The sequence below is a fragment of the Streptomyces sp. CNZ287 genome, from assembly GCF_007827615.1.
On record NZ_VISV01000003.1, the window covers coordinates 200,235 to 221,504 of the forward strand.

21 protein-coding genes are annotated in these 21,270 nt (G+C 75.7%); 8 read left to right on the forward strand and 13 right to left on the reverse strand.

Going from position 1 to position 21,270, the window contains the following annotated elements; genetic code table 11:
- Positions 1 to 43: 43 nt before the first annotated feature.
- Both FB457_RS08415 and FB457_RS08420 read left to right on the forward strand, forming a co-directional pair.
- Positions 44 to 826: an MBL fold metallo-hydrolase gene (locus FB457_RS08415; protein WP_145781392.1), complete on the forward strand. Its 783-nt coding sequence runs from the start codon at positions 44 to 46 to the stop codon at positions 824 to 826.
- A 2-nt stretch (positions 827 to 828) separates the two neighbouring features.
- Positions 829 to 1,473, forward strand: coding sequence for a DedA family protein (locus FB457_RS08420; RefSeq protein WP_047020488.1), 645 nt, complete (start codon positions 829 to 831; stop codon positions 1,471 to 1,473).
- Between the two features lie 40 nt (positions 1,474 to 1,513).
- Here the strand turns inward: FB457_RS08420 and FB457_RS08425 are convergent, their stop codons facing one another.
- From FB457_RS08425 to FB457_RS08435, 3 genes are all read right to left on the reverse strand, one after another.
- Entirely contained in the window at positions 1,514 to 2,545 is a 1,032-nt protein-coding gene (locus tag FB457_RS08425) for an MBL fold metallo-hydrolase (protein WP_047018802.1), read from the reverse strand.
- A complete protein-coding gene (locus FB457_RS08430) occupies positions 2,542 to 3,846 on the reverse strand; it encodes an aminotransferase class I/II-fold pyridoxal phosphate-dependent enzyme (protein WP_145781394.1) in 1,305 nt (434 codons plus the stop codon). The genes FB457_RS08425 and FB457_RS08430 overlap by 4 nt, the downstream gene beginning before the upstream one ends.
- A 219-nt stretch (positions 3,847 to 4,065) precedes the next feature.
- Positions 4,066 to 4,308 carry a DUF6158 family protein gene (locus FB457_RS08435; protein ID WP_047018800.1) on the reverse strand — a complete coding sequence of 81 codons (243 nt, stop codon included), beginning with the start codon at positions 4,306 to 4,308 and terminating at the stop codon, positions 4,066 to 4,068.
- A gap of 162 nt (positions 4,309 to 4,470) precedes the next feature.
- Here FB457_RS08435 and FB457_RS08440 point away from each other — a divergent pair, with 162 nt between their 5' ends.
- Complete coding sequence (locus FB457_RS08440) at positions 4,471 to 5,271, forward strand: methyltransferase domain-containing protein (protein ID WP_047018799.1); 801 nt, start codon at positions 4,471 to 4,473, stop codon at positions 5,269 to 5,271.
- A gap of 78 nt (positions 5,272 to 5,349) precedes the next feature.
- The gene (locus FB457_RS08445) at positions 5,350 to 5,697 is read left to right on the forward strand and encodes a VOC family protein (RefSeq protein WP_027770346.1); all 348 of its coding nucleotides are present in this window, start codon (positions 5,350 to 5,352) and stop codon (positions 5,695 to 5,697) included.
- 16 nt (positions 5,698 to 5,713) lie between these two features.
- On the opposite strand, the gene FB457_RS08450 is transcribed toward FB457_RS08445, so the two are convergent.
- From FB457_RS08450 to FB457_RS08465, 4 genes are read right to left on the reverse strand one after another with little or no spacing between them, the layout of a single operon-like run.
- Positions 5,714 to 6,268, reverse strand: coding sequence for a GNAT family N-acetyltransferase (locus FB457_RS08450; protein WP_047018798.1), 555 nt, complete (start codon positions 6,266 to 6,268; stop codon positions 5,714 to 5,716).
- Positions 6,269 to 6,294: 26 nt separating this feature from the next.
- Positions 6,295 to 6,666, reverse strand: coding sequence for a glyoxalase superfamily protein (locus FB457_RS08455; protein WP_047018797.1), 372 nt, complete (start codon positions 6,664 to 6,666; stop codon positions 6,295 to 6,297).
- Positions 6,667 to 6,673: 7 nt separating this feature from the next.
- Entirely contained in the window at positions 6,674 to 7,207 is a 534-nt protein-coding gene (locus FB457_RS08460; protein WP_047020487.1) for an endonuclease domain-containing protein, read from the reverse strand.
- A 10-nt stretch (positions 7,208 to 7,217) separates the two neighbouring features.
- The gene (locus FB457_RS08465) at positions 7,218 to 7,487 is read right to left on the reverse strand and encodes a hypothetical protein (RefSeq protein ID WP_047018796.1); all 270 of its coding nucleotides are present in this window, start codon (positions 7,485 to 7,487) and stop codon (positions 7,218 to 7,220) included.
- Between the two features lie 24 nt (positions 7,488 to 7,511).
- Here FB457_RS08465 and FB457_RS35160 point away from each other — a divergent pair, with 24 nt between their 5' ends.
- Positions 7,512 to 7,661: a hypothetical protein gene (locus FB457_RS35160; RefSeq protein WP_164492597.1), complete on the forward strand. Its 150-nt coding sequence runs from the start codon at positions 7,512 to 7,514 to the stop codon at positions 7,659 to 7,661.
- Positions 7,662 to 7,679: 18 nt separating this feature from the next.
- Here the strand turns inward: FB457_RS35160 and FB457_RS08470 are convergent, their stop codons facing one another.
- The 5 genes from FB457_RS08470 to FB457_RS08490 form a co-directional block, all read right to left on the reverse strand.
- The gene (locus tag FB457_RS08470) at positions 7,680 to 7,907 is read right to left on the reverse strand and encodes a lipopolysaccharide assembly protein LapA domain-containing protein (protein WP_047018795.1); all 228 of its coding nucleotides are present in this window, start codon (positions 7,905 to 7,907) and stop codon (positions 7,680 to 7,682) included.
- Positions 7,908 to 7,980: 73 nt separating this feature from the next.
- Entirely contained in the window at positions 7,981 to 10,959 is a 2,979-nt protein-coding gene (locus FB457_RS08475) for a prolyl oligopeptidase family serine peptidase (RefSeq protein WP_145781396.1), read from the reverse strand.
- Positions 10,960 to 11,068: 109 nt separating this feature from the next.
- Positions 11,069 to 12,436, reverse strand: a complete 1,368-nt coding sequence (locus tag FB457_RS08480; RefSeq protein ID WP_047018793.1) for a M20/M25/M40 family metallo-hydrolase — start codon at positions 12,434 to 12,436, stop codon at positions 11,069 to 11,071.
- Positions 12,429 to 13,262, reverse strand: coding sequence for a M55 family metallopeptidase (locus tag FB457_RS08485; RefSeq protein WP_047018792.1), 834 nt, complete (start codon positions 13,260 to 13,262; stop codon positions 12,429 to 12,431). Before FB457_RS08485 ends, FB457_RS08480 begins: the two co-directional genes overlap by 8 nt.
- Before the next feature lie 216 nt (positions 13,263 to 13,478).
- Positions 13,479 to 15,965: an MFS transporter gene (locus FB457_RS08490; RefSeq protein WP_486588962.1), complete on the reverse strand. Its 2,487-nt coding sequence runs from the start codon at positions 15,963 to 15,965 to the stop codon at positions 13,479 to 13,481.
- Between the two features lie 324 nt (positions 15,966 to 16,289).
- On the opposite strand from FB457_RS08490, the gene FB457_RS08495 reads away from it, so the two are divergent.
- On the forward strand, positions 16,290 to 17,348 hold the full coding sequence (locus FB457_RS08495) for an Rv2578c family radical SAM protein (RefSeq protein ID WP_047018791.1): 1,059 nt from the start codon (positions 16,290 to 16,292) through the stop codon (positions 17,346 to 17,348).
- An 86-nt stretch (positions 17,349 to 17,434) separates the two neighbouring features.
- Here FB457_RS08495 and FB457_RS08500 read toward each other — a convergent pair whose 3' ends face one another.
- On the reverse strand, positions 17,435 to 18,046 hold the full coding sequence (locus tag FB457_RS08500; protein ID WP_047018790.1) for a HEAT repeat domain-containing protein: 612 nt from the start codon (positions 18,044 to 18,046) through the stop codon (positions 17,435 to 17,437).
- A gap of 422 nt (positions 18,047 to 18,468) precedes the next feature.
- On the opposite strand from FB457_RS08500, the gene FB457_RS08505 reads away from it, so the two are divergent.
- Together FB457_RS08505 and FB457_RS08510 are read left to right on the forward strand one after the other, a co-directional pair.
- On the forward strand, positions 18,469 to 20,289 hold the full coding sequence (locus FB457_RS08505; RefSeq protein ID WP_047018789.1) for a 3-hydroxyacyl-CoA dehydrogenase family protein: 1,821 nt from the start codon (positions 18,469 to 18,471) through the stop codon (positions 20,287 to 20,289).
- 79 nt (positions 20,290 to 20,368) lie between these two features.
- Complete coding sequence (locus tag FB457_RS08510) at positions 20,369 to 21,166, forward strand: TetR family transcriptional regulator (RefSeq protein ID WP_145781397.1); 798 nt, start codon at positions 20,369 to 20,371, stop codon at positions 21,164 to 21,166.
- Positions 21,167 to 21,270 lie beyond the last annotated feature (104 nt).

Consider the following 21,270-nt stretch of genomic DNA (forward strand, 5'->3'; position numbering starts at 1 on the left):
TCGGTGGGGCCGGAGCTGGTGGTGGCGGCGGAGGGAGCGGGCGTTGCCGGTCGAGATCACGTGGTGGGGGCATGCCACCGCGACCGTGCGGGACTCGGGGGTGCGGGTGCTGACAGACCCGCTGTTCGTACCGCGGCTGATGCACCTGCGGCGGCGCCGCGGCGCGCTGCCGCCGCCCGCGGCCGCGATGGCCGACGTCGTGGTCGTCTCCCACCTGCACTCCGACCACCTGCACCTGCCGTCCCTGGCCAGGATCGCGCCCGGCACCCGGCTCGTGGTGCCGCACGGCGCCCCGGGCGCCGTCCCCGGGCTGCGGCGGCTCGCCGACTCCCGCGGGCTGCGGGTGACCGAGGTGCGCCCGGGGGACGAGGTCGTCGCCGGGCCGCTGACGATACGCGCCGTGCCCGCCGCCCACGACGGCCGCCGCTGGCCCTACGGGTCGCGCACCGCGCCCGCGCTGGGCTACGTCTTCGAGGGCGAGGCCCGTACCTACTTCGCCGGCGACACCGGCCTCTTCGACGGCATGGCCCGCGCCGTGGGCCCGTGCGACGTGGCGTTGCTGCCCGTCGGCGGCTGGGGCCCGTTCCTCGGCCACGGGCACCTCGACCCCGGCCGCGCCGCGGAGGCGCTGGCCGAGCTGGCCCCGCGCGCGGCGGTGCCGGTGCACTACGGCACGTACTGGCCGATCGGCATGGACGCCGTCCGCCCGCACGAGTTCCACGCCCCCGGCCACGACTTCGTCCGCCGGGCCGCGGCGCTGGCCCCCGAGGTGGCGGTGCACCGGCTGGGGCACGGCGAGGGCATGCGGCTGGAGGCGGCCCGTTGAGGCTGCCGAACGCACCGCCCGAGCTGCTCGCCGCCGCCCGGGACGTGGCCCCCGCGCAGCAGGCGGTGGGCTACCCGTCGCTCTTCCTGCTCGTGCTCGTCGGATCGCTGGTGCCCGTGGTGCCGACGGGTGCCGTGGTCAGCTCCGCCGCCGTCGTCGCCTTCCACCACGAGGCCGCGTACGCGCTGCTGCTGGTGTTCGGCACCGCCGCGATCGCCGCCTTCCTCGGCGACGTCGCGCTGTACTGGCTGGGCGGCCGCGGCGTGCGCTCGCGCAACGGCTCGCGCTGGCTCGACCGGCTGCGCGACCGGGTCGCCCCCGAGCAACTCGCCCACGCGCAGCGGAGGCTGGAGCAGCACCGGATCTCGGTGCTCGTGCTGTCGCGGCTGCTGCCGGCCGGGCGGATCCCGGTGATGCTGGCGTGCCTGCTGGCGCGGATGCCGCTGCGCACGTTCGTACGGGGCAACTTCCCCGCCTGTCTGGCGTGGGCGGCCACGTACCAGTTGATCGGCATCCTCGGCGGCTCGCTCTTTCCCGAGCCGTGGCAGGGCGTGGCGGCGGCGGTGGCGCTGACGGTGCTGATCAGCGTGGCGCCGCCGGTGTGGCGCCGGTTGCGCGGCCACGGCGGCCCGGGGCGGGGCGCGTAGTACGTACGCGGCCGTGCGCGCCGTACGCCCCGCGCCACCGTCACAGCACCCGCGACGCGCCCACCGGCAGGTCCCACAGCTCCGCCCGCGGCCGGCCGGTGCGCTCCCAGGCCGCCCGCACCCGCCGCAGCGGCTCCAGCGGCGGCTCCGCCGACAGCAGGAACGTGCCGAAGTGCATCGGCGCCATCCGCCGCGCGCCGACGTCGCCGCAGGCCCGCACGGCCTGCTCGGGGTCCATGTGTACCGGGCCCAGCATCCAGCGCGGCGAGTACGCGCCGATGGGCAGCAGCGCGAGGGCGATGCCGGGCAGCCGGCGGCCGATCTCCTCGAAGAAGTGGCCGTAGCCGGTGTCGCCGGCGAAGTAGATCCGCCGGCCCGCGCCGTCGGTGAGCACCCAGCCGCCCCAGAGCGAGCGGCAGGTGTCGGTCAGCGTGCGCTTGCTCCAGTGGTGCGCCGGTACGAAGTCGAAGCGCACCGGCCCGCCGGGCGCGGGCAGTTCCGCGGCCTCCCACCAGTCCAGCTCGGTGACCCGGGTGAAGCCGCGGCGGCGGCACCAGCGGGCGAGCCCGGCGGGCACGAACAGCGGGGTGGTGCGCGGCAGTCGCTTGAGGGTGGGGCGGTCGAGGTGGTCGTAGTGGTTGTGCGAGACGACGACGGCGTCGACGGGCGGCAGGTCCTCCCAGCGCACCCCGACGGGGGTGACGCGGGCGGGGGTGCCGAGGATCCGCCGGGACCACAGCGGGTCGGTGAGCACGGTCAGGCCGCCGATGCGCAGCACCCAACTGGCGTGCCCGGCCCAGGTGACGGCGACGGTGGCGGGCCCCGCGGCGGGCAGCGGCCCCGGCTCGTAGGGCAGCTCGGGGATCTCCTCGAGGGTCCTGGCCGACGGGCGGAACTGGCCGGTGCGGGCCAGCCGGGCGAGCATGCCGATGCCGGGGAGGGGGGCGTTGAGGCGGTCGGTGAAGGACCGCGGCCAGCGGCGGATCTCGCCGAGGGGGCGCGGTTCCGTGCCGGAGCGCCCGGTCGGTGCGGCGGGCCCCGCGGCTCCCGTCCGCTGTGACTGGCTGGTCAACGGCGCACTCCTGTCAGCTCGGTAAGGGCCGATCCGAGGGACCTCAACGCCTCGGCCACCTGCGGCCAGTCCGCGGGGTCCGGCTGCTCCTCCCCCGCGGTTCCGGGGGCGGCGGGGCCTGCCGGGCCGGGCGCGGCGGCGCGGGTCAGGGTGGTCGCCGCGACGGCGGGCGGCCTGGCCTGCGCCGAGGCGAGGGCGGCGGCGTGCGCGCCCCCGGCGTCGCCGAGCAGCGGCGCGGTCGTCACCCGCAGCCGGAGCGCGGTCAGGTCGTCACCGAAGCGCTGCGCGCCGACGACCGCGCGGGCGCGGGGCCCGGGGCCCAGCGCCCGGACGACGGCCGTCTCCAGGTCCACGGCGTCCACGACGCCGCGGCGGGCCAGGTCCCGGCGCAGGGCTTCGAGGTCCGCGTACAGGTGGTAGCCGGCGTGCGGCGGGCGGACCAGGGCGCCCGCGCCGGTCAGGACGGACCGTACGGCCGCGGTGAGCGCCGTGTGCAGCCGGACGGCGGCGGCCAGCCGGCCGGTGACCGCGGGCGGCTCGGCCAGCGCCGCCGTGGCGGCGGCCTCGACGGGCGGCGGCAGCGGCGGCACCGCGGTGCCGAGCACGGCCAGCGCGGCGGCGTGCAGCGCGGCGCCCGCGCGGGTGGCCGGGAAGCGGGCGACGGCGGCGGGCCAGCCGGGCGGGGTGAGCGTGCCGCCGAGGTCGGCGAGGACGACGACGTCGTCGGGCAGCATCTCGGCGGGGCTGACGAGCACGGTGGCGTGCGGGTCGTGCAGCGTGTCGCGGTACGTCTCGTCGCTGACGACGAGCAGCCCCTCCCGGGCCGCCGCCTCGCACGCCTCGTGCACCAGCTCCGGCGGCGGCACGGTGCCGGTGGGGTCGTCGGCGACGGAGAGGACCAGCAACCGGGGGTCGCCGCCCTCCGCCCGTACCCGCCGGACGGTCTCCAGCAGCGCGATCGGGTCGGGGGTGCCGCCGGCCTCGGCCGTGGTGGGCACGCGGTGCACGGCGCGGCCGAGGACCGCCGGCTGGGCCGCGTACCAGGACGCGGAGGGCCGGGGCAGCAGCACCTCGCCGCCGACGGCGGCGACCAGGGCGAGGAGCAGCGCGGGGCCGCCGGGGGCGGCGACGGTCTGCCCGGGGTCGGTGGCCAGGCCGCGGCGGTGCCAGTAGCCCGCGGCGGCGGCGCGCAGCCCCGGGCCGCCGCCGGGCGGCCCGGGCGCGGCGGTGGCGGCGCCGGCGAAACAGTCGACGAGTTCCGCGGGAGGTGGCAGACCGGCGTCGGGGACGGCCTGCTGCATGCGCCACCTCCCGCTGTCACGCGCCCGTCGGGCGCTCACAAGAGTGCGAATCTCTCCCACTGTCCCAGATCGGGCGGCCTCCGGGGCGGTGCGCTGCGCGCCTGGTCAGGTGAGGTGCGGCCGGGCGGGCGCGGCGGGGCGCGCGGCGGGCGTACGGCCCGGCGCCCGGCCCGTACGCCCGGTACGGCCCGTTCGGCACGCGTCCCCTGCGCACGTCCCTCAGCCGCGCTCGCGTGCGCCTGCACGGGTGCGGCCGAGCGCGACGGAGCGTTCGGGGTGCCGGCTCAGGTACTCGCCTTCGAGCTGCGCCATGCGGGTGTTGTGCATGGCGAGTGCCGCCGCGGACCCGTGCAGCAGCGTGTCGTGGCGGGTGCGGTGGATGGTCTCCAGCTCCCTTATCAGTTGCTGGTCGGTCAGCCGCGCGGGGGCGATGCCGCCCCGGCGCCGGTCGCTCTCGCCCATCTGCGGCTCTCCTTCGCGCCGGCGGTCTCCGTCTCCCAGGATCGGGCAATCCGGGCCCCGCTGCTACCCGGAGGACGCGCCCAGATTCGCCGAACCCTCCCCGGGTTCCCGTATAGCGAGACGATACTTCTCGTCATACGAGACCGGAGCTACGCTGCCGCCATGGCCGTTTACACGCACGGACACCACGACTCGGTGCTGCGCTCGCACCGCTGGCGCACGGCCGCCAACTCGGCGGCGTACCTGACCGGCGAACTGCGCCCGGACATGCACGTCCTCGACCTCGGCTGCGGCCCCGGCACGATCACCGCCGACCTCGCCGCCCTCGTGCCCCGGGGCCGGGTGACGGCGGTGGACGCCGAGGAGGGGATCCTGGCGCGGGCGCGCGCCGCGGCGGCGGAACGGGGCGTGGCGAACGTGGAGTTCGCCGTCGCCGACGCCGAGGCGCTGGACTTCCCGGACGACTCGTTCGACGTGGTCCACGCCCACCAGGTGCTCCAGCATCTCGCGCACCCCGTGCGGGCGCTTGAGGAGATGCGCCGGGTGTGCCGCCCCGGCGGGCTCGTCGCCGCGCGGGACGCGGACTACGCGGCGATGACCTGGTACCCCGATGTGCCCGCCCTGGACGACTGGCTGGACACCTACCGGCGGGTGGCGCGCGCCTCGGGCGGCGAGCCGGACGCGGGGAGGCGGCTGCTGGGCTGGGCCCGCGAGGCGGGGTTCGAGGACGTCACGGCCTCGGCGGGCGCATGGTGCTTCGCGACGGCGGAGGAGCGGGCGTGGTGGAGCGAGTCGTGGGCGGACCGCACGGTGGCCTCGTCGTACGCCCGCCTCGCGGTCGACGGCGGGCACACGGACGCCGCGGGGCTGGCGCGGATCGCCGGGGGCTGGCGGGAGTGGGGGGCGGCGGCGGGCGCGTGGTTCGCGGTGCTGCACGGCGAGGTGCTGTGCCGGGTGCCGTGACGGCGCGGCTGGCCCGGCGCGTACCCGCGTCAACGGCCCGGCGTCCGGGCGGGCTTCGCCGCCCCTAGACTCTCCCCCATGGAGATCCTCGGCACCTCACTGCGCATCTGCGTGGACGACCTTGAGTCCGCCGTCGACACGTACGAGAGGCTCACCGGCGAACAGGCGCAGCACTTCTCGCAGGCGGGCGTCTCCGTCGCCGCGGTCGGCTGCTTCCTGCTGATGTCCGGTCCGCCGCAGACCCTCGACGTGCTGCGCAGAATCACCGCGACGCTGGCGGTCAAGGACGTCGCCGAGGCGTACGCGACGCTCCGGTCGGTCGGCGCGGAGATCGTCGCGGGCCCGTCGGAGACGCCGATCGGGCGCAACATGGTGGCGCGCCACCCCGACGGCAGCATCTTCGAGTACGTCGACCGCCGCCGCTGACCCGCGCCGCCGGCCGCTACCGCGGAGGGCCGTCGATGTCGGTCATCTCGACGGTCAGGGCCCAGCGTTCGTGGTCGCGCCAGGCGCCGTCGATGAAGAGGTAGTCGGGCGAGAAGCCCTCCAGCCGGAAGCCGGCGCGCTTGGCCAGCGCGATGGAGGCGGCGTTGCCCGGCTGGACGTTGATCTCCAGCCGGTGCAGCCCGAGGTGGGTGAAGGCGTGGCGGACGACGAGGCCGATGCCCTCGGACATGAGCCCGCGGCCCGCGTACGGCACGAAGGCCGCGTACCCGAGGGCGCCGGAGAGGAAGGCGCGGCGCACGATGGCGTTGATGTTGACGAAGCCGGCGAGGGCGCCCGACTCCCGCTCGCAGACGAGGAAGCCCTCGGTCTGCGGCTCGGTGAGCCGCTCCAGATAGGCGCGGTAGTCGGCGGGAGTGGCGGGCGGGGACAGCCACGGGTGGTGGAGCCGGGCGCTGGCCCGGGCGCGGGCGAGGAACTCCTCCTCGTCCGCGGGGCGCGGGAGGCGGATCGCGGTGCGCGCGCCGGCCGCGATGACGTCGTTCTCGGGCACCGGGCGAGTGTACGCCCCGCCGCCGGTCAGGGGTTCGGCTGGACGAACCGCAGCCGGTTGCCGAAGGGGTCGGTCAGCTCCAGGATCGTGCCGATCCCGGCGTCCTCCTCGAGTCCCGGCTTCAGGTACGGGTAGTCCTTGGCCTTCAGCTCGGCGTGCAGCTCGCCGGCGCCGTCGACCTCGACGTAGACCGTGGCGCCGGGACTGGCGTCGCCGTGGTGCTCGCTCAGGTGGAGGGTGAGGTCTCCGCGGGAGACCTGCATGTAGAGCGGGAATCCGTCGGCGAATCGGTGCTCCCAGTCGACCGTGAAGCCCAGGTAGCCGAGGTAGAACTCGCGGGCCTTGGCGATGTCGAAGATGCGGAGGATCGGTGCGGTACGCCGGAAGAGGACAGTCATGTCTCCACTATGCCTCCGCCGCCAGCCGCTCGGCGAGACGGCGCATCCCGTCTCCGACCAGGTAGTGGCCGGGCAGCCCGGGGATCTCGACGGGGCGTCCGGTGGGGCGCCGGGGCGGGTGGCGTATGAGGTGGCCGAGGACGCGGGCGGCGAGCGCGGGGTCGTCGGGCGGGTCGCCGAGGACGTAGTGGTAGGCGTTCGGGCGCCAGTGGGGATAGCGCTCGGTGAGGCCGACGATCAGCGCGGGCGGACGGCGGCGGTACGAGGCGTAGGGCTCGGCGTAGGACGAGGTGCGGCGGCCCTCGGCGACGTTGCACGAGTCGCAGAGGAGGCCGCGGACCAGCCCGGAGACGTGGTGGTGGTCGACGACCAGCCGGGCCGGGCGCAGCCCGCAGACCGCGCACCGGCCGTCCTGCCAGCGCCGTATCGCCCCGAGCGCCCCGCCCGGACCGGCGGCGGGCACGAGCGCGGGTGCGGCGCCGGGCGGCGTCCACTCGTGGCAGGCGGGGACCTCGCGGCCCGGCGGTGGCGTGCTGCTCATGGTCCCGACGCTACGGCCCGGCACTGACATCGGCCGCCGCCCGCGGCCCCTCCGCCCGCAGCAGCGCGACGAGTTCGTCCACGTGCTCGCGGCGGGTGAGGAACCCGTTGACGTTGATCCGCAGCGCCCGCCTGCCGTCGAGGACCGTGGTCGCCACCCACGCCCGCCCACCGCGCTCGACGCGCTGCTGGAGCGCGCGCTGCACCGCGTCCCGCGTCGCGGCCGGCGCGTTGCGTACGGCCGCGGGCAGATAGCGCACGCAGCACACGGCCGTCTGCACGTCGCCCGCAGGCTCCGCTCCACGGTGGGTCCCGACCTGGCCGCCGGGTCGCTGGTCGAGCTGCCCGTCACCGACCTGCCGCGCTGGGAGCTGACCCTCGCCCTGGCCCACCGCACGCAGGACACCGCCACCGCCCCCGTACGGGCGCTGCGCGCGGCGCTGCTCCGCGGCTGAGGCCGCGGGGCGCCCGCGTCACCTGCGGCGCTGGAGCATCCACCCCACGATGATGCCGATCACCGCCACCGCCAGCAGCGCCAGCCACAGCGGCGTGGTGACCTCCCAGAACAGCAGTTGGATGCGGGTGCGGCGGGTGTTCTGGAAGATGAACGCCAGGCCGAGGGCGGCCAGCACGAGCGCGGCCACCCGGCGGGCCGTGAGCGCCTGCCGGGGGCCGCCGGTCCGTACCGAGGTGTGAGCCATGAGCCCAGCGTGCTCCCCGCTTGCGGGATCGCGCCCGGCGGCCGGGACCGTTCGGGCGAACGCCGGCGGCGGCTCAGGCGAGCCCCGGGGCGTCGAGGGTGAGGGTGCCCGCATCCGCGTCGAGGACGGCGGGGAGGCCGAGCGGGACGGTGAGGGCGGGAACGCCGTGGCCGAAGTCCAGGCCCTCCAGCACCGGCACGCCGAGGTCGCCGAGCCGGTCGGCGAGCACGGCGCGGACGGCCTCGTACGGGCCGGAGTCCTCCCAGGTGCCGCAGACGACACCGGCGACGCCGGTCAGCCAGCCGCTGCGGCGGAGCTGGGTGAGGATGCGGTCGAGCCGGTAGTCCCCCTCCTCGACGTCCTCGATGAGCAGGATGCCGCCGGCGGCGCCGGCGCGGGCGCCGGGGGTGCCGAGACCGGCGGCGAGCAGGCTGACACAGCCGCCGAGGGTGACGCCGCGGGCCCGGCCCGGGACGAGGGCGCGGGCGCCGGGGCTGGTCAGGCGCTGCACGGCGGCCGGCTCGAAGAGGGTGCGGCGCAGGTGCTCGCGGGTGGCGTCGTCCGCCGCGAACGGCGCCCAGGCGGGCATCGGCCCGTGCAGGGTGGCCACACCGAGGTGGGTCGCGATGGCCTCGTGCAGGGCGGTGGCGTCGCTGAAGCCGACGTAGACCTTCGGTCCCGCGGCGCGCAGGGCGGCCCAGTCGACGTGGTCGAGCATGCGGTGGGCGCCGTAGCCGCCCCGGCCGGAGAAGACCGCGGCGACCTCCGGGTCGCACCAGGCGCGCTCGAAGTCGCGGGCGCGGGCGGCGTCGTCGGCGGCCAGGTAGGACAGTGTGTCGTGCTCGCCGTACGCGGTGGGGTGAACGACGACGTCCAGGCCCCAGCCGCGCAGCACCTCGACACCGGCGTCCAGCTCCTTGCGCGGGAACCCGCCGCTGGGGGCGACGACCGCGACCCGGTCGCCGGTCCGCAGCCGGCGGGGACGGACGAGCGCGGCGGCGGACCCGGTGCCCGGGGCGGCCGGGCGGGCGGTCGCGGCGGCGGGGGGCACGGGCGCGCCCAGGTCCACGGCCGGCACGTCCGGCGCCGCGAAGCCGAACGTCTGCGCGTACAGCGACAGCTCGGCCTCCAGCGCCCGGATCAGGGTGTCGGCGCGGCGGAAGCCGTGGCCCTCGCCCTCGAAGGTCAGGTAGGCGTGCGGCACGCCCCGGCCGGCGAGCGCCGCCAGGAACCGCTCGGACTGCACCGGCGGGCAGATCACGTCGTCCAGCCCCTGGAGCAGCAGGAACGGCGCGGTGATCCGGTCGGCGTGGTGGACCGGGGAACGGTCACGGTACCGCTCGGGCACCTCGGCGAGCGGGCCGACCAGCGACTCCAGATAGCGCGACTCGAAGTCGTGGGTCTCGTCGGTGGCCCAGCCGGCGAGATCGAGGATGGGGTAGACGATCGTGCCGCACGCGTACAGCCCCCCGGCCAGCGGCGAGGTAAGGGACGCGGCGGTGGTCCAGCCGCCCGCGCTGCCGCCGCGGATCGCCAGCCGGGCCGGATCGGCCGTGCCCTCGTCGGCCAGCGCGCGGGCGACGGCGGCGCAGTCCTCGACGTCCACGACGCCCCACTGCTCGCGCAGCCGCTCGCGGTAGGCGCGGCCGTAGCCGGTGGAGCCGCCGTAGTTCACCTCCGCGACGCCGATGCCGCGCGAGGTGAAGTAGGCGATCTCCAGGTCGAGCACCAGCGGTACGTGCCCGGTGGGGCCGCCGTGCGCCCAGATCACGTACGGCGGCAGCTCGTCCTCGGGGCCGGTCAGCTCCGGGTGGCGCGGCGGGTAGACGTGGGCGTGCACCTCGCGGCCCCCGGGGCCCGCGAAGGTGCGGGACACGGGCCGCGGCAGGAAGTCCGGGCCGACGGCGTCGCGGTGGGCGTTGCCCGCGACGCGGGCGTAGCCGGTGGCGGTGTCCAGCTCCACGACCTCGTACCCGGTGACGGGGCTCGCGGCCAGGCCGAAGACCCGCTCGCCGGCGGCGGCGAGGGCCGCGGCCCAGTTCGACCACGGTCCCGGCACGTCGGCCAGCTCGCCGGTGGCGGGGTCGAGAACGCCGAGGCGGGTGCCGCCGGTCCCGTGCAGGGTGGCGACGAGGCCGCTGCCGAGAACGGCGAACCAGCGCAGCCCGACCTTCCACAGTGCGTCGGCGAACTCCTCGGGCAGCGGGCAGAGTTCGGTGGTCACCGCGGTGGCGGGGTCGACCCGGTGCAGGTTCCACCAGCCGCTGCGGTCGGTGGCGGCCACCAGCGTGCCGTCCGGCAGCCACTCGGCCTGCGCAACGGACTCCGCCTCGGAGCCGGTCTGGGCGCCGAGGACCGTGGTGACCCCGGCCAGCCGGCCCTCTCCGGTGACGTCGGCGACGCGCAGTTCCGTGCCGTCCCACGGCATCTGCGGGTGGTCCCAGGCGATCCAGGCGGCCTGCCGGCCGTCCGGGGAGAGGCGGGGGCCGGTGACGAAGCGGTGCCGGTCGTCGGTGAGCTCGCGTACGGCCGACCGGTCGGCCGCGGCGGAGCCGTCCAGCGGCACGGCGGCGAGCACGCGGCGGACGTCGGTGGGGGCCTGGCCGGTGAACTCCTCCAGCACGCACCACACCTCGCCGCGCTCCGGCAGCACGACCGCGTCGCACCAGCGCAGCCCGCCGCCGACGGCGGAGACGGGGGTGAGCGGGCGCGGCTCGCCGCCGCCGTCCGGCTCGTACGCGTACAGCCGCTGGTCGGCGAAGTGGGTGAAGACGATCAGCGGGCCGCCGGTGGCGCGCGGGACGCCGGCCCAGGGCCGGCCGCCGTACTCGATGACCCGGTTGCGCACGTTCCACGGCGGGGGCAGCACCGACTCCTCGGTGCCGTCCGGGCGCAGCCGCACCAGCGCCCGGCGCCCGCCCTCGCGCGGCCGCGGGGCGGTCCACCACACCTCGTCACCGACGGCGTCCAGATACTCCGGGCGGCCGTCGTGGGTCGCGGCGAGGGCGGCGGTCAGGGGGGAGGGCCAGGAGCCGTACGGGGCGGTGGTCACGGGCGGCGTCGTCTCTTTCCGCTGGTGGTCGAGGCGCCGCCGTTCTCGGCGGGCGCGCTCGCTGGTCGTGGGCCGCGTCCCGCGCGGCCGCCGGGGTGGAGGTGTGCCGTCAGGCCGATCTGAGGAAGTCGTCCAGCACCCGCACGCCGAAGTGCAGCGCGTCCACCGGCACCCGCTCGTCCACGCCGTGGAACAGCTCCTGGTAGTCGAATCCGGCGGGGAGCTTCAGCGGCGAGAAGCCGTAGCCGGTGATGCCCAGGCGGGAGAACTGCTTGGCGTCGGTGCCGCCCGACATGCAGTAGGGCACGACGTGCGCGCCGGGGTCGAAGCGCTCCAGGGAGGCGCGCATCGCGGCGTAGAGGGGCGCGTCGACGGGGGCGGTGAGCGGGACCTCGCGGTGGCTGAACTCCCAGTCCACGTACGGTCCGGTCAGCTCGTCGAGCGTGCGCGCGAACTCCTCCTCGCCGCCGGCCACCATCCGGCCGTCGATCTGGGCGGTGGCGCTGCCGGGGATGACGTTCACCTTGTAGCCGGCTTCGAGGACGGTGGGGTTGGAGCTGTTGCGCACGGTGGGGGCGACGAGGGCGGCGGCGGGGCCGAGCTTGCCGAGCAGCGCGTCCACGTCGAAGGCGGGGTCGTCCAGCTCCCCGGGGGCGACCTCGACGCCGTAGGCCGCGGCCGTCTCGACGAGCGCGGCGCGGACGGTGGGGGTGAGCCGGACGGCCCAGCGGTGCTCGCCGATGCGGCCGACGGCGGCGGCCAGCCGGGACACGGCGTTGTCCGCGTTGACCTTCGAGCCGTGTCCCGCGCGGCCGCGGGCGGTGAGCCGCAGCCAGGCCGTGCCGCGCTCGCCGGCGGCGACGGGATAGAGGCGCAGGCCGTTGCCGGCGTGGAAGGTGAAGGCGCCGGACTCGCTGATGCCCTCGGTGCAGCCGTCGAAGAGCGCGGCGTGCTCCTCGGCGAGGTAGCCGGAGCCGTACTCGGCGCTGGCCTCCTCGTCGGCGGTGAAGGCGAGCACGATGTCGCGGCGGGGGCGGACGCCGGCGCGGGCCCAGGCCCGTACGACCGCGAGGACCATCGCGTCCATGTTCTTCATGTCGATGGCGCCGCGGCCCCAGACCACGCCGTCGCGGATCTCGCCGGAGAAGGGGTGGACGCTCCAGTCGGCGGGCTCGGCGGGCACCACGTCGAGATGGCCGTGGACGAGCAGCGCGTCGGCACCGGGGTCCGTGCCCTCGATGCGGGCCACGACGTTCGTCCGGTCGGGGGCCTTCTCCAGCAGGGCGGGCTCGATGCCGGCGCCGGCGAGGCGCTCCGCGACGTACTCCGCGGCCTGGCGCTCGACGCCGTCGCCGCCGCCGTGGTTCGTGGTGTCGATGCGGATCAGGTCGGAGGTGAAGCCCACGACCTCGTCCAGCGCCGCGTCGTCCGGGCCCGGGTGCGGGGCAGCGGGGGCGTGCGGGGTCGCGTCAGCCATACTGCTCCTCCACCGCGGCCGAGACGAGCGTGGTGACCGCCTTGAAGCAGCGGATGCCCTCGTACATGGTCTCCGTCGTATACGCCACGCGCCGCTCGCCGGTCGGCGCCACGCCCGGCACCACCGTGGCCGCGCCGGCCAGATGCTCCGCGTCGAACTCCAGCTCCACCGTGAACGGGCCGCCGCGCACCGGCTCCGCCCGCACCGCGAGCGCCGCGCCCTCGGCGGCCGCGGCCCGGATGTCCGCGGCGGTACGCGCCGGGGTGCGGCACACCGCGGCGTACCGCGAGACGTAGTCCTTGACGGCGACGCCGGGGGCCGCGGGCGCGTACCCCTTGGCGTCCTCGATCGTCTTGTCGTCGCCGGTGACGAGCACGACGGGGACGCCGAACTCGGCGACCACGTGCGCGTTCAGCAGGCCCTCGCTGGCCCGCACGCCGTTGAGCCAGACGCCCGTGAGGGAGTTGGCCAGGTAGGTGTGCGCGAGGACCCCTTCGGCGCCCGCGCCCGTGTGATAACCCACGAAGGCGATGCCGTCGACGTCGCCGTGCTGGACGCCCTCGACCATGGACAGCGACTTGTGCCGCCCGGTGAGCATCTGGGCGCGGTCGTCGATGCGCTCCAGCAGCAGATTGCGCATCGTCCAATGCGCCTCGTTGACCAGCACCTCGTCGGCGCCGCCGGCGAAGAAGCCCTCGATGGCGGCGTTGACGTCGGATGTGAACATGGGCCGGCAGCGCTCCCACTGCGGGCCGCCGGGAAGCACGTCGGCGGGCCACGTGACGCCGGTGGCCCCCTCCATGTCGGCGCTGATCAAGACCTTCATGCCGAGCCACGGTACGCGGTCGGACGAAGCGGTGAAACCCCTGTGGATACGTACAGAGGTCTAGACCGCCCCAACTCCCCCGGAACGCCCCGCGACCAGCCACTTCGACAACCGTCGCGGTCCTCCGCCAGCCGGAGGATGCACGCTCGCGACGACTGGCGCCGCGCCCCGGCGCACCCGCCCCGGCGCGGGTCGTCCGCCCGGCCGGAGCGGCGGCTAGTCGCCGTGGCCGAGCTGGAGGTCGCGTTCCGTGCGGCCGCCGCCCTCCACGCGCAGCACGGTGGCCACCGGCGGGTATCCCGCGGCGATGACGGTGTACTCGCCCGCCGACAGGTCGACGAAGCGGAACGCGCCGTCCGGCCCCGTGGTGCCGGTGTCGACGACGTTGCCCGCGGCGTCCAGGAGCGTCACCCTGGCGTCCTCCACCGGCCTGCCGCCGTACGCCCGCACGGTGCCGCGGAGCACCGCGCCGCCGGCCAGCTCGACGTCCTGCCGGGTCTCCCGCGCCGCCTGCACCGACACCGGCAGCGCCGCGGGCCGGAAGCCCGGTGCGGTGGCCGCCAGGGTGTACTCGCCCGCGACCAGCTCGCCGATCGCGTACGAGCCGTCGTGGCTGCTGCGCGCCGAGGCGACGACCTCCCCGCGCGCGTCGGTGAGCGTTACGACGACGTTCCCCAGCGGCGTGCCGTCGGCCGCCGCGACGGTGCCGCAGATGCGGCCCGCACCGCCCAGCACCAGGTCCAGTTCGACCGGCCGGTCCCCGACGGTGACCGTGACGGCCTGCGGCTGGTGCCCGCCGGCCGCGGCCACCAGGACGTACGAGCCCGCGCCCGGGGTCGGCAGCACGTACCGGCCGTCGTCACGGCTGGCGTCACGGCCCACCTGGCGGCCGGCGCCGTCGATGAGGGTGAGCGCCGCGCGCGGCACGGTGGTGCCGTCCTGGTGCTGCACGCTGCCGCACACCGGCACGCCGGCGCCCGCCGGGACGGTGCCGCGGGCCGCGGGCACGGTGGTGTCGACCCCCGGGTACTCGTCCGTGGCGGGGCCGGGCCCCGAGTGGTTCTGGGACACCAGTGGTCTCTCCTTCAGCAGGAACGCGAACACCACGCCGAGGACGAGCACGGGCACCAGGTACAGGAAGATGCCCGGCATGGCCTCGGCGTAGGCGCGGATGTAGCCGTCGCGCAGCTCGGCGTCGAGCGCGTGGACGGCCTCGGGGGTGATCGACTCCGCCTCCGGCAGCGTGGCGCCGGGGGGCGGCGGGGGCAGGGTGCCGGCCAGTTCGTCGGCCAGGCGGTCGAAGAAGAGGGTGCCGAAGACGGCCGTGCCGACCGAGCCGCCGATCTGCCGGAAGTAGTTGTGCGCGCTGGTAGCGACGCCCAGGTCGGCGGGGCGCACCGCGTTCTGCACGGCGAGGATGAGCACGGGCAGGACGAGCCCGAGGCCGATGCCGAGGACGGCCATCCAGATGCTGTACGAGAGCTGCGAGGTGTCCTCGTCCAGCCGGGAGAGCAGCCACATGCCGACGGCGGCGACGGCGCAGCCGGCCACCGGGTAGGGGCGGTAGCGGCCGGTGCGGGTGATGAGCTGGCCGGAGGTGATGGAGGCGGCGACGGTGCCGATCATCATCGGCAGCATCAGCATTCCCGACTCGGTGGCGCTGGCGCCGTCGACCATCTGCAGGAAGGTCGGCAGGTAGCTGGCGGCGCCGAACATCGCCACCCCGGTCACCACCCCGACCAGGGAGGTGACGTTGAAGATGCTGTCGCGGAAGAGCCGCAGCGGCATGACGGGCTCGACGGCGAAGTGCTCGACGACGAGCAGCAGGACGGTGGCGGCGACGGCGCCCGCGCCGAGGCCGAGGATGACGTCGGAGGTCCAGTCGTACTCCAGGCCGCCCCAACTGGTGAGCAGCACCAGGCAGGTGGAGGCGGCGGCGAGGAACAGCCCGCCCAGGACGTCGAGCCGGGGCCGGGCCGCCGGCTTGGGCAGCTTCAGCACCAGTCCGGTCACCAGCAGGGTGACCAGGCCGAAGGGCACGTTGAAGTAGAAGCACCAGCGCCAGGACAGCTCGTCGGTGAAGAACCCTCCGAGCAGCGGTCCCGCGACCGAGGCGAGCCCGAAGGAGGCGCCGATCAGGCCCATGTACCGGCCGCGTTCGCGGGACGGGACGATGTCCGCGATGATCGCCTGCACGCCGATCAGGAGGCCGCCGGCGCCCAGTCCCTGGACGGCGCGGAAGGCGATGAGCTGGTCCATGCTGCGCGAGGCCCCGGCGAGGGCGGAGCCGGCGACGAACACCACGATGGCGAACTGGAAGACGCCCTTGCGGCCGAAGAGGTCGCCGAACTTGCCGTAGATCGGCAGGCTGATGGTGGACGTGAGCAGATAGGCGGTGATCGCCCAGGACATCTGGTCCAGGCCGTGCAGCTCGCCGACGATCTTCGGCAGCGCGGTGGCGACGATCATCTGCTCCAGCGCGGCGAGGAGCAGCGCGAGCATCAGGGCCGGGAACACCAGCCGGACACGCCAGGGGCTCAGCTCATCGCCGTCGCCGTCGCCGGCGCCGGGCGCGGCGCCGCTCCCGGCCGGCGGTCCGCCCTTTCCGGTACGTCCCGGCCGTTGCGCCGGCTCCGCCGTGCCCACCGCCGGGCCGGCCGCGGGCACGGTGACCGGCTCGTCGTTCACCAGGGTCGTCCCCACGTGCCAGCTCCCCATCGTCCGCCTGCGCCGGACCATTCTTCGCACCGTCCAAGATCCGGGGGCAAACGCGATTCACTCCCCCGTACGGCCCGGCCGAGCCGTGCCAACTCCGGTGCGCGGGACGCCGGTCGGGCGCTCATCAGCGGCTTTCGCGAACGGGCCCGCGGAGCGGGAGGCGTACGGGCGCGCGGCGGGAATCCACCCGAACCGGCGAGCCGCACGGCGGCCCGCGCGGAGCGGCGTTGACCAGGGTCACCCGATCGAGGACTCGACGCGAAGGGAACGTGTGTTCTATTCTCGGCGGCAGATCAACGGGAGGTGCCGATGCGCTGGGAGAATCTGACCGACGAGGCCGCCGACGGGGGCGCGGCCACCGGGGCCGGGCCGCCCGCCCTCTTCGGCACGGCGGCCGTCGTGACCCGCACCTTCGACACCCCGGAGTTCCGCGGCATCACGTTCCACGAGGTGCGGGCCCGCTCGATCGTCAACAGGGTGCCGGGCGCGTCGCGGATGGCCTTCGACTGGACCGTGAACCCCTACCGGGGCTGCAGCCACGCCTGCGTCTACTGCTTCGCCAGGAAGACCCACGGCTACCTGGACCTCGACACCGGCCGCGGCTTCGACTCGCAGATCGTGGTGAAGATCAACGCCCCGGAGCTGCTCCGCCGCGAGCTGGCGAGCCGCCGGTGGCGCGGCGAGCACATCGCCATGGGCACGAACGTCGACTGCTACCAGCGGGCCGAAGGACGCTACCGGCTGATGCCCGGCATCCTCGCGGCGCTGCGGGACTTCGCCAATCCGTACTCGATCCTCACCAAGGGCACGCTGATCCTCCGCGACCTGCCCCTGCTCAAGCAGTCGGCCGAGGTCACGCAGGTCGGGGTCGCGGTCTCGGTGGGATTTCTGGACGAGGAGCTGTGGCGCACCGTGGAGCCGGGCACGCCCGCGCCGCAGCGCCGGCTCGACGTGGTGCGCACGCTCGCCGAGCACGGTATCGGCTGCGGGGTGCTGATGGCGCCGGTGATCCCGTTCCTCAGCGACTCCCCCCGGCAACTGCGCGCCACGGTGCGGACGGTGGCGGAGGCGGGCGCCACGTCGGTGACGCCGCTGGTGCTGCATCTGCGGCCGGGCGCGCGGGAGTGGTTCATGGCCTGGCTGGAGTACCACCACCCGCATCTGGTCCGCCGCTACCGCACGATGTATGCGGGCGGGTCGTATGCGCCGAAGTGGTATCAGCGCCAGATCACCCGCCAGGTCCACGAGTACGCGGCGGAGCTGGGCATAGGCCCGTCGGCCCCGGGCATCGCGCGCCGTATCGAGCCCGAGGGGGGTCCTGGCGCGCCGCCGGAGGGCCCGGAGAACACGCAGTTGACGCTCCTCTGACGCCGCCCCGCGCCGCTACGCCGCGAGCCGGGGCCGTGCCGCCGCGCCCGCGGCCCGCACCGCTCCGCCCTCGCCCCGCGCCGCCTTCACTGCGACGGGGTGCGCGGGCCGATGCGGGTGATCGCCGCCGTCGCCGCGCGCCACAACTGCGGGAAGCCGAGCGCCTCGGAGAGCGCCGGGATCGCGCGCGGGTCGCCCAGCTCGCCCAGCCCTTCCACGCAGGCGGTGGCGATCGGCCAGTGGTGCTGCGGCTCGCGCACCAGCCGCTGGAGCGTGCTGATCAGCGCGGGCGCCGACTCCGGCGCGCGCAGCCTGACCAGCAGCCGGATGGCGTGCAGCGCGTACGCGGTGCGCAGCGGGTTGGTCGCCAGGGCCGCCGCCGCCCGCGCGGTGCGCGGGTCGCCGAGCCGGGCCAGCGCGCACGCCGCGCTCTCCGCCCGTACCGGATCGCGGTAGTTGAGCAGCAGCACCAGCGTCTCGAACGCCCGCCGGTCCCCCGCCGTGCCCAGCGCGAAGGCCGCCAGCTCCCGGGCCCACAGCGGCTCGCCCGGCTGCTCCAGCACGCGCGCCAGCTCCTCGTGGGCGGTGGTCGTGCGCTGCCGCGCGAGCGCGGTCATGTGCTCGAACCGCGCCCGCGCCGGCGGGTCCTCCAGCCTGCCGCGGATCCGTTCGGTGAGCGCCAGATACTCCTGGTCCATGCCTCGGCCCCCTGCCTCGCCGGCACTCAGGGTACGTACCCGCCACCGGTCGGTGACGGGCTCGTCGATCGGGGTTCACTCCATGTGTGCCCCTGCTGACGGGTACATTCCCTGATTCGCCCTCTGGCGCCCATGGTTACTCACGAGTTAAGCTCGGGGGACGAGCAGCACCCCTGCTCGGGCGGTCTGGTGACGCAGCCGCCGAGAGCTGAAGTCGGTTCGGCAACTGACAGCACGCGCGACGGGCGCCCCGGTGCCCGTGGCGAGGACGCCCGGCCCCGGGACAGGGCAGGCCGCGGATCTCGCCGCGCGCGCTCCGCCGCCCCGCGCGGTTCCCGCCGCGGGCTCCCGCGCCCCGGCCCGGACTCCGTGCGCGTGCGGCCCCGGACCCTCATCTCCCGCGTCACGACTGGAGTCCCGCGATGGACCGCAGCCCTGTCCCCGAGTCCCCCGAGTTCCCCCCTGTTCCCTTCCCCACCGTGGCCGTCGTCGGCCTCGGCACCATGGGCACCGGCCTCTGCGAGGTGCTGGCCCGCGCCGGCCGCGAGGTCGTCGGCATCGACGTGAGCCCGGCCGCCGCCCGCGGCTGCGTCGCCGCGCTGGAGCGCGCCACCGAGCGCGCCGTGGCCCGTGGCCGGCTCGCCGAGGGGGATCGCGCCGGCGTCCTGGCCCGGCTGCGCACGTTCCCCGGCCTGCGCGCGGCCGCGGACGCGGACCTGGTCATCGAGGTGGTGCCCGAGTCGTACGAGATCAAGCAGCAGGTCATCGCAGAGCTGGACGGCATCGTCCGCCCCGGCACCGTGCTGGCCACCGGCACCAACGCGCTGTCCGTCACCCGCCTCGCCGCCTCCTCCGCCCGCCCCGAGCGCGTCCTCGGCCTGCACTTCTTCACCCCGGTCCAGGCGATGCGGCTGGTGGAGGTGGTCTCCTCGGTACTCACCGAGCCGTCCGCGGTGGCGCAGGTCACCGCGCTGGTACGGGAGTTGGGCAAGGAGCCCGTCGCGGTCGGGGACCGGCCCGGGTTCATCGCCGACGGGCTGCTCTTCGGCTATCTCAACCAGGCCGCGGCGATGTACGAGTCGCGGTACGCCACCCGCGAGGACATCGACGCGGCGATGAAGCTCGGCTGCGGCCTGCCCATGGGCCCGCTGGAGCTGCTCGACCTCATCGGCGTCGACACCGCGCGTACGGTGCTGGAGGCCATGTACGCCGCGTCGCAGGACCGGCTGCACGCCCCCGCACCCGTCCTCGGCCAGTTGACCGCCGCCGGGTTCACCGGCCGCAAGGCGGGCCGCGGCTTCTACGCCTACGACGCCCCGGGCAGCGGCACCGTCGTGCCGGACGCCGCGCCCGGCGCCGCGGCGCCGGGCGCGCCGCCGCGGCCCGTCGAGGAGATCGGCGTGGCCGGCTCGGGCACGATGGCGAGCGGCATCGCGGAGGTCTGCGCCCGGGCCGGGTACGCGGTCACCCTCGCCGCCCGCAGCACGGACAAGGCGGCGGCGGCCCGGGCCCGGGTCGCCGCGTCGCTGGACCGCTCCGTGGCCAGGGGCCGCCTCGACGCCGCCGGCCGCGACGCCGCGCTGGCCCGGATCTCCCCCGCCGGCACCCTGGACGCGCTGGCCGGCGCCGGCCTGGTGGTGGAGGCCGTCGCCGAGGACCTGGCGGTCAAGCGGCAGGTGTTCGCCGCCCTGGACGAGGTGGCACGGCCCGGTGCGGTGCTGGCGACCACCACCTCCTCGCTGCCCGTCATCGCCTGCGCCGCCGCCACCTCGCGCCCCGAGGACGTGGTCGGCATGCACTTCTTCAACCCGGCGCAGGCGATGAAGCTCGTCGAGGTGGTGCGCACGGTCCGTACCGCGGACGACGCGCACGCCACCGTCCGCGCGGTCTGCGCCAGGCTGGGCAAGCACGCGGTGGACTGCGGCGACCGGGCCGGGTTCATCGTCAACGCGCTGCTCTTCCCGTATCTCAACAACGCGGTGAAGATGGTCCAGGAGCACTACGCCTCGCCCGACGACATCGACGCCGCGATGAAGCTCGGCGGCGGCTACCCCATGGGCCCCTTCGAGCTGCTGGACGTCGTCGGCCTGGACGTCTCGCTGGCCATCGAGCGTGTGCTGCACCGCGAGTTCCGCGACCCCGGCCTGGCGCCCGCGCCGCTGCTGGAGCACCTGGTGGCCGCCGGCTGCCTCGGCCGCAAGACGGGCCGCGGCTTCCGCGAGTACGCCGCCGCCGGGCGCTGACCGCCGCCGGCAGGGCGCCCGCCCGGCCGTCCCCGAATTGGCGGAGATCCGGGGGCCACGCATGGAGTACGTTCCTTACATGTCCCAGCCTGCGAAGCCCAGCCGTTCGAACTCCAGCACCCAGCGCCTGAAGATGCGCCGCGACATCGCGGCCGCCGCCATGGAGCTGTTCGCGACCAAGGGCTACGAGGCGACGACAGTGGACGAGATCGCCGCCGCGGCGGGCGTGGCCCGGCGCACCTTCTTCCGCCACTTCCGCTCCAAAGAGGAGGCGATCTTCCCCGACCACGACGACACGCTGGAGCGCGTGAAGGCCGTCCTGGACGCCGCGCCGCCGCACGAGTACCCGCTGGACACCGTCTGCCGCGGCATCCGGGAGGTCATGCGGATGTACGCGGCCCAGCCCGCGGTCTCCGTCGAGCGCTACCGCCTGACCCGTGAGGTGCCCACGCTGCGCGAGCGGGAGATCGCCTCGGTCTCCCGCTACGAGCGGCTCTTCACCCGCTACCTGCTGGGCCACTTCGACGAGGGCGCCCACCAGGACGGCGACGACGGCCCGCTGCTTGCCGAGGTCGCCGCCTCCGCGGTGGTCACCGCGCACAACCACGTGCTGCGCCGCTGGCTGCGCGCGGGCGCGGAGGGCGACGTGGAGGGCCAGCTCGACCGCGCCTTCGCGGTGGTGCGGGCCAGGTTCACCGGCGTCGGCCAGCCGCACGGCCCCGCGACCCTGGGCGGCGCGGAGGCGGGCGCGGCGGGCGCTCCGGCGGTCGTCGCGGGGGGCGGTGAGGGCTCGGACGTGCTGGTCGCGGTGGCCCGTACGGACGCGCCGCTGAGCGAGGTCATGCGCACCATCGAGAAGGCGCTGAAGAAGAGCTGACCGGGGGTTCCGCCCCCCGTCTCCGGCTCCCCGGCCGCTTCCGGCCGGGGAGCCTTCGCATGCTCATGCGTGCGCTGCCGCCGACAAGTGAGAAAGATTTTTGG

Bases quoted from the DNA above. Each gene is read 5' to 3' on its own strand.
- FB457_RS08430 (WP_145781394.1), bottom strand. From the start codon at position 3,846: ATGCAGCAGGCCGTCCCCGACGCCGGTCTGCCACCTCCCGCGGAACTC.
- FB457_RS08435 (WP_047018800.1), bottom strand. From the start codon at position 4,308: ATGGGCGAGAGCGACCGGCGCCGGGGCGGCATCGCCCCCGCGCGGCTG.
- FB457_RS08440 (WP_047018799.1), top strand. From the start codon at position 4,471: ATGGCCGTTTACACGCACGGACACCACGACTCGGTGCTGCGCTCGCAC.
- FB457_RS08445 (WP_027770346.1), top strand. From the start codon at position 5,350: ATGGAGATCCTCGGCACCTCACTGCGCATCTGCGTGGACGACCTTGAG.
- FB457_RS08455 (WP_047018797.1), bottom strand. From the start codon at position 6,666: ATGACTGTCCTCTTCCGGCGTACCGCACCGATCCTCCGCATCTTCGAC.
- FB457_RS08460 (WP_047020487.1), bottom strand. From the start codon at position 7,207: ATGAGCAGCACGCCACCGCCGGGCCGCGAGGTCCCCGCCTGCCACGAG.
- FB457_RS08470 (WP_047018795.1), bottom strand. From the start codon at position 7,907: ATGGCTCACACCTCGGTACGGACCGGCGGCCCCCGGCAGGCGCTCACG.
- FB457_RS08480 (WP_047018793.1), bottom strand. From the start codon at position 12,436: ATGGCTGACGCGACCCCGCACGCCCCCGCTGCCCCGCACCCGGGCCCG.
- FB457_RS08485 (WP_047018792.1), bottom strand. From the start codon at position 13,262: ATGAAGGTCTTGATCAGCGCCGACATGGAGGGGGCCACCGGCGTCACG.
- FB457_RS08495 (WP_047018791.1), top strand. From the start codon at position 16,290: ATGCGCTGGGAGAATCTGACCGACGAGGCCGCCGACGGGGGCGCGGCC.
- FB457_RS08500 (WP_047018790.1), bottom strand. From the start codon at position 18,046: ATGGACCAGGAGTATCTGGCGCTCACCGAACGGATCCGCGGCAGGCTG.
- FB457_RS08505 (WP_047018789.1), top strand. From the start codon at position 18,469: ATGGACCGCAGCCCTGTCCCCGAGTCCCCCGAGTTCCCCCCTGTTCCC.
- FB457_RS08510 (WP_145781397.1), top strand. From the start codon at position 20,369: ATGTCCCAGCCTGCGAAGCCCAGCCGTTCGAACTCCAGCACCCAGCGC.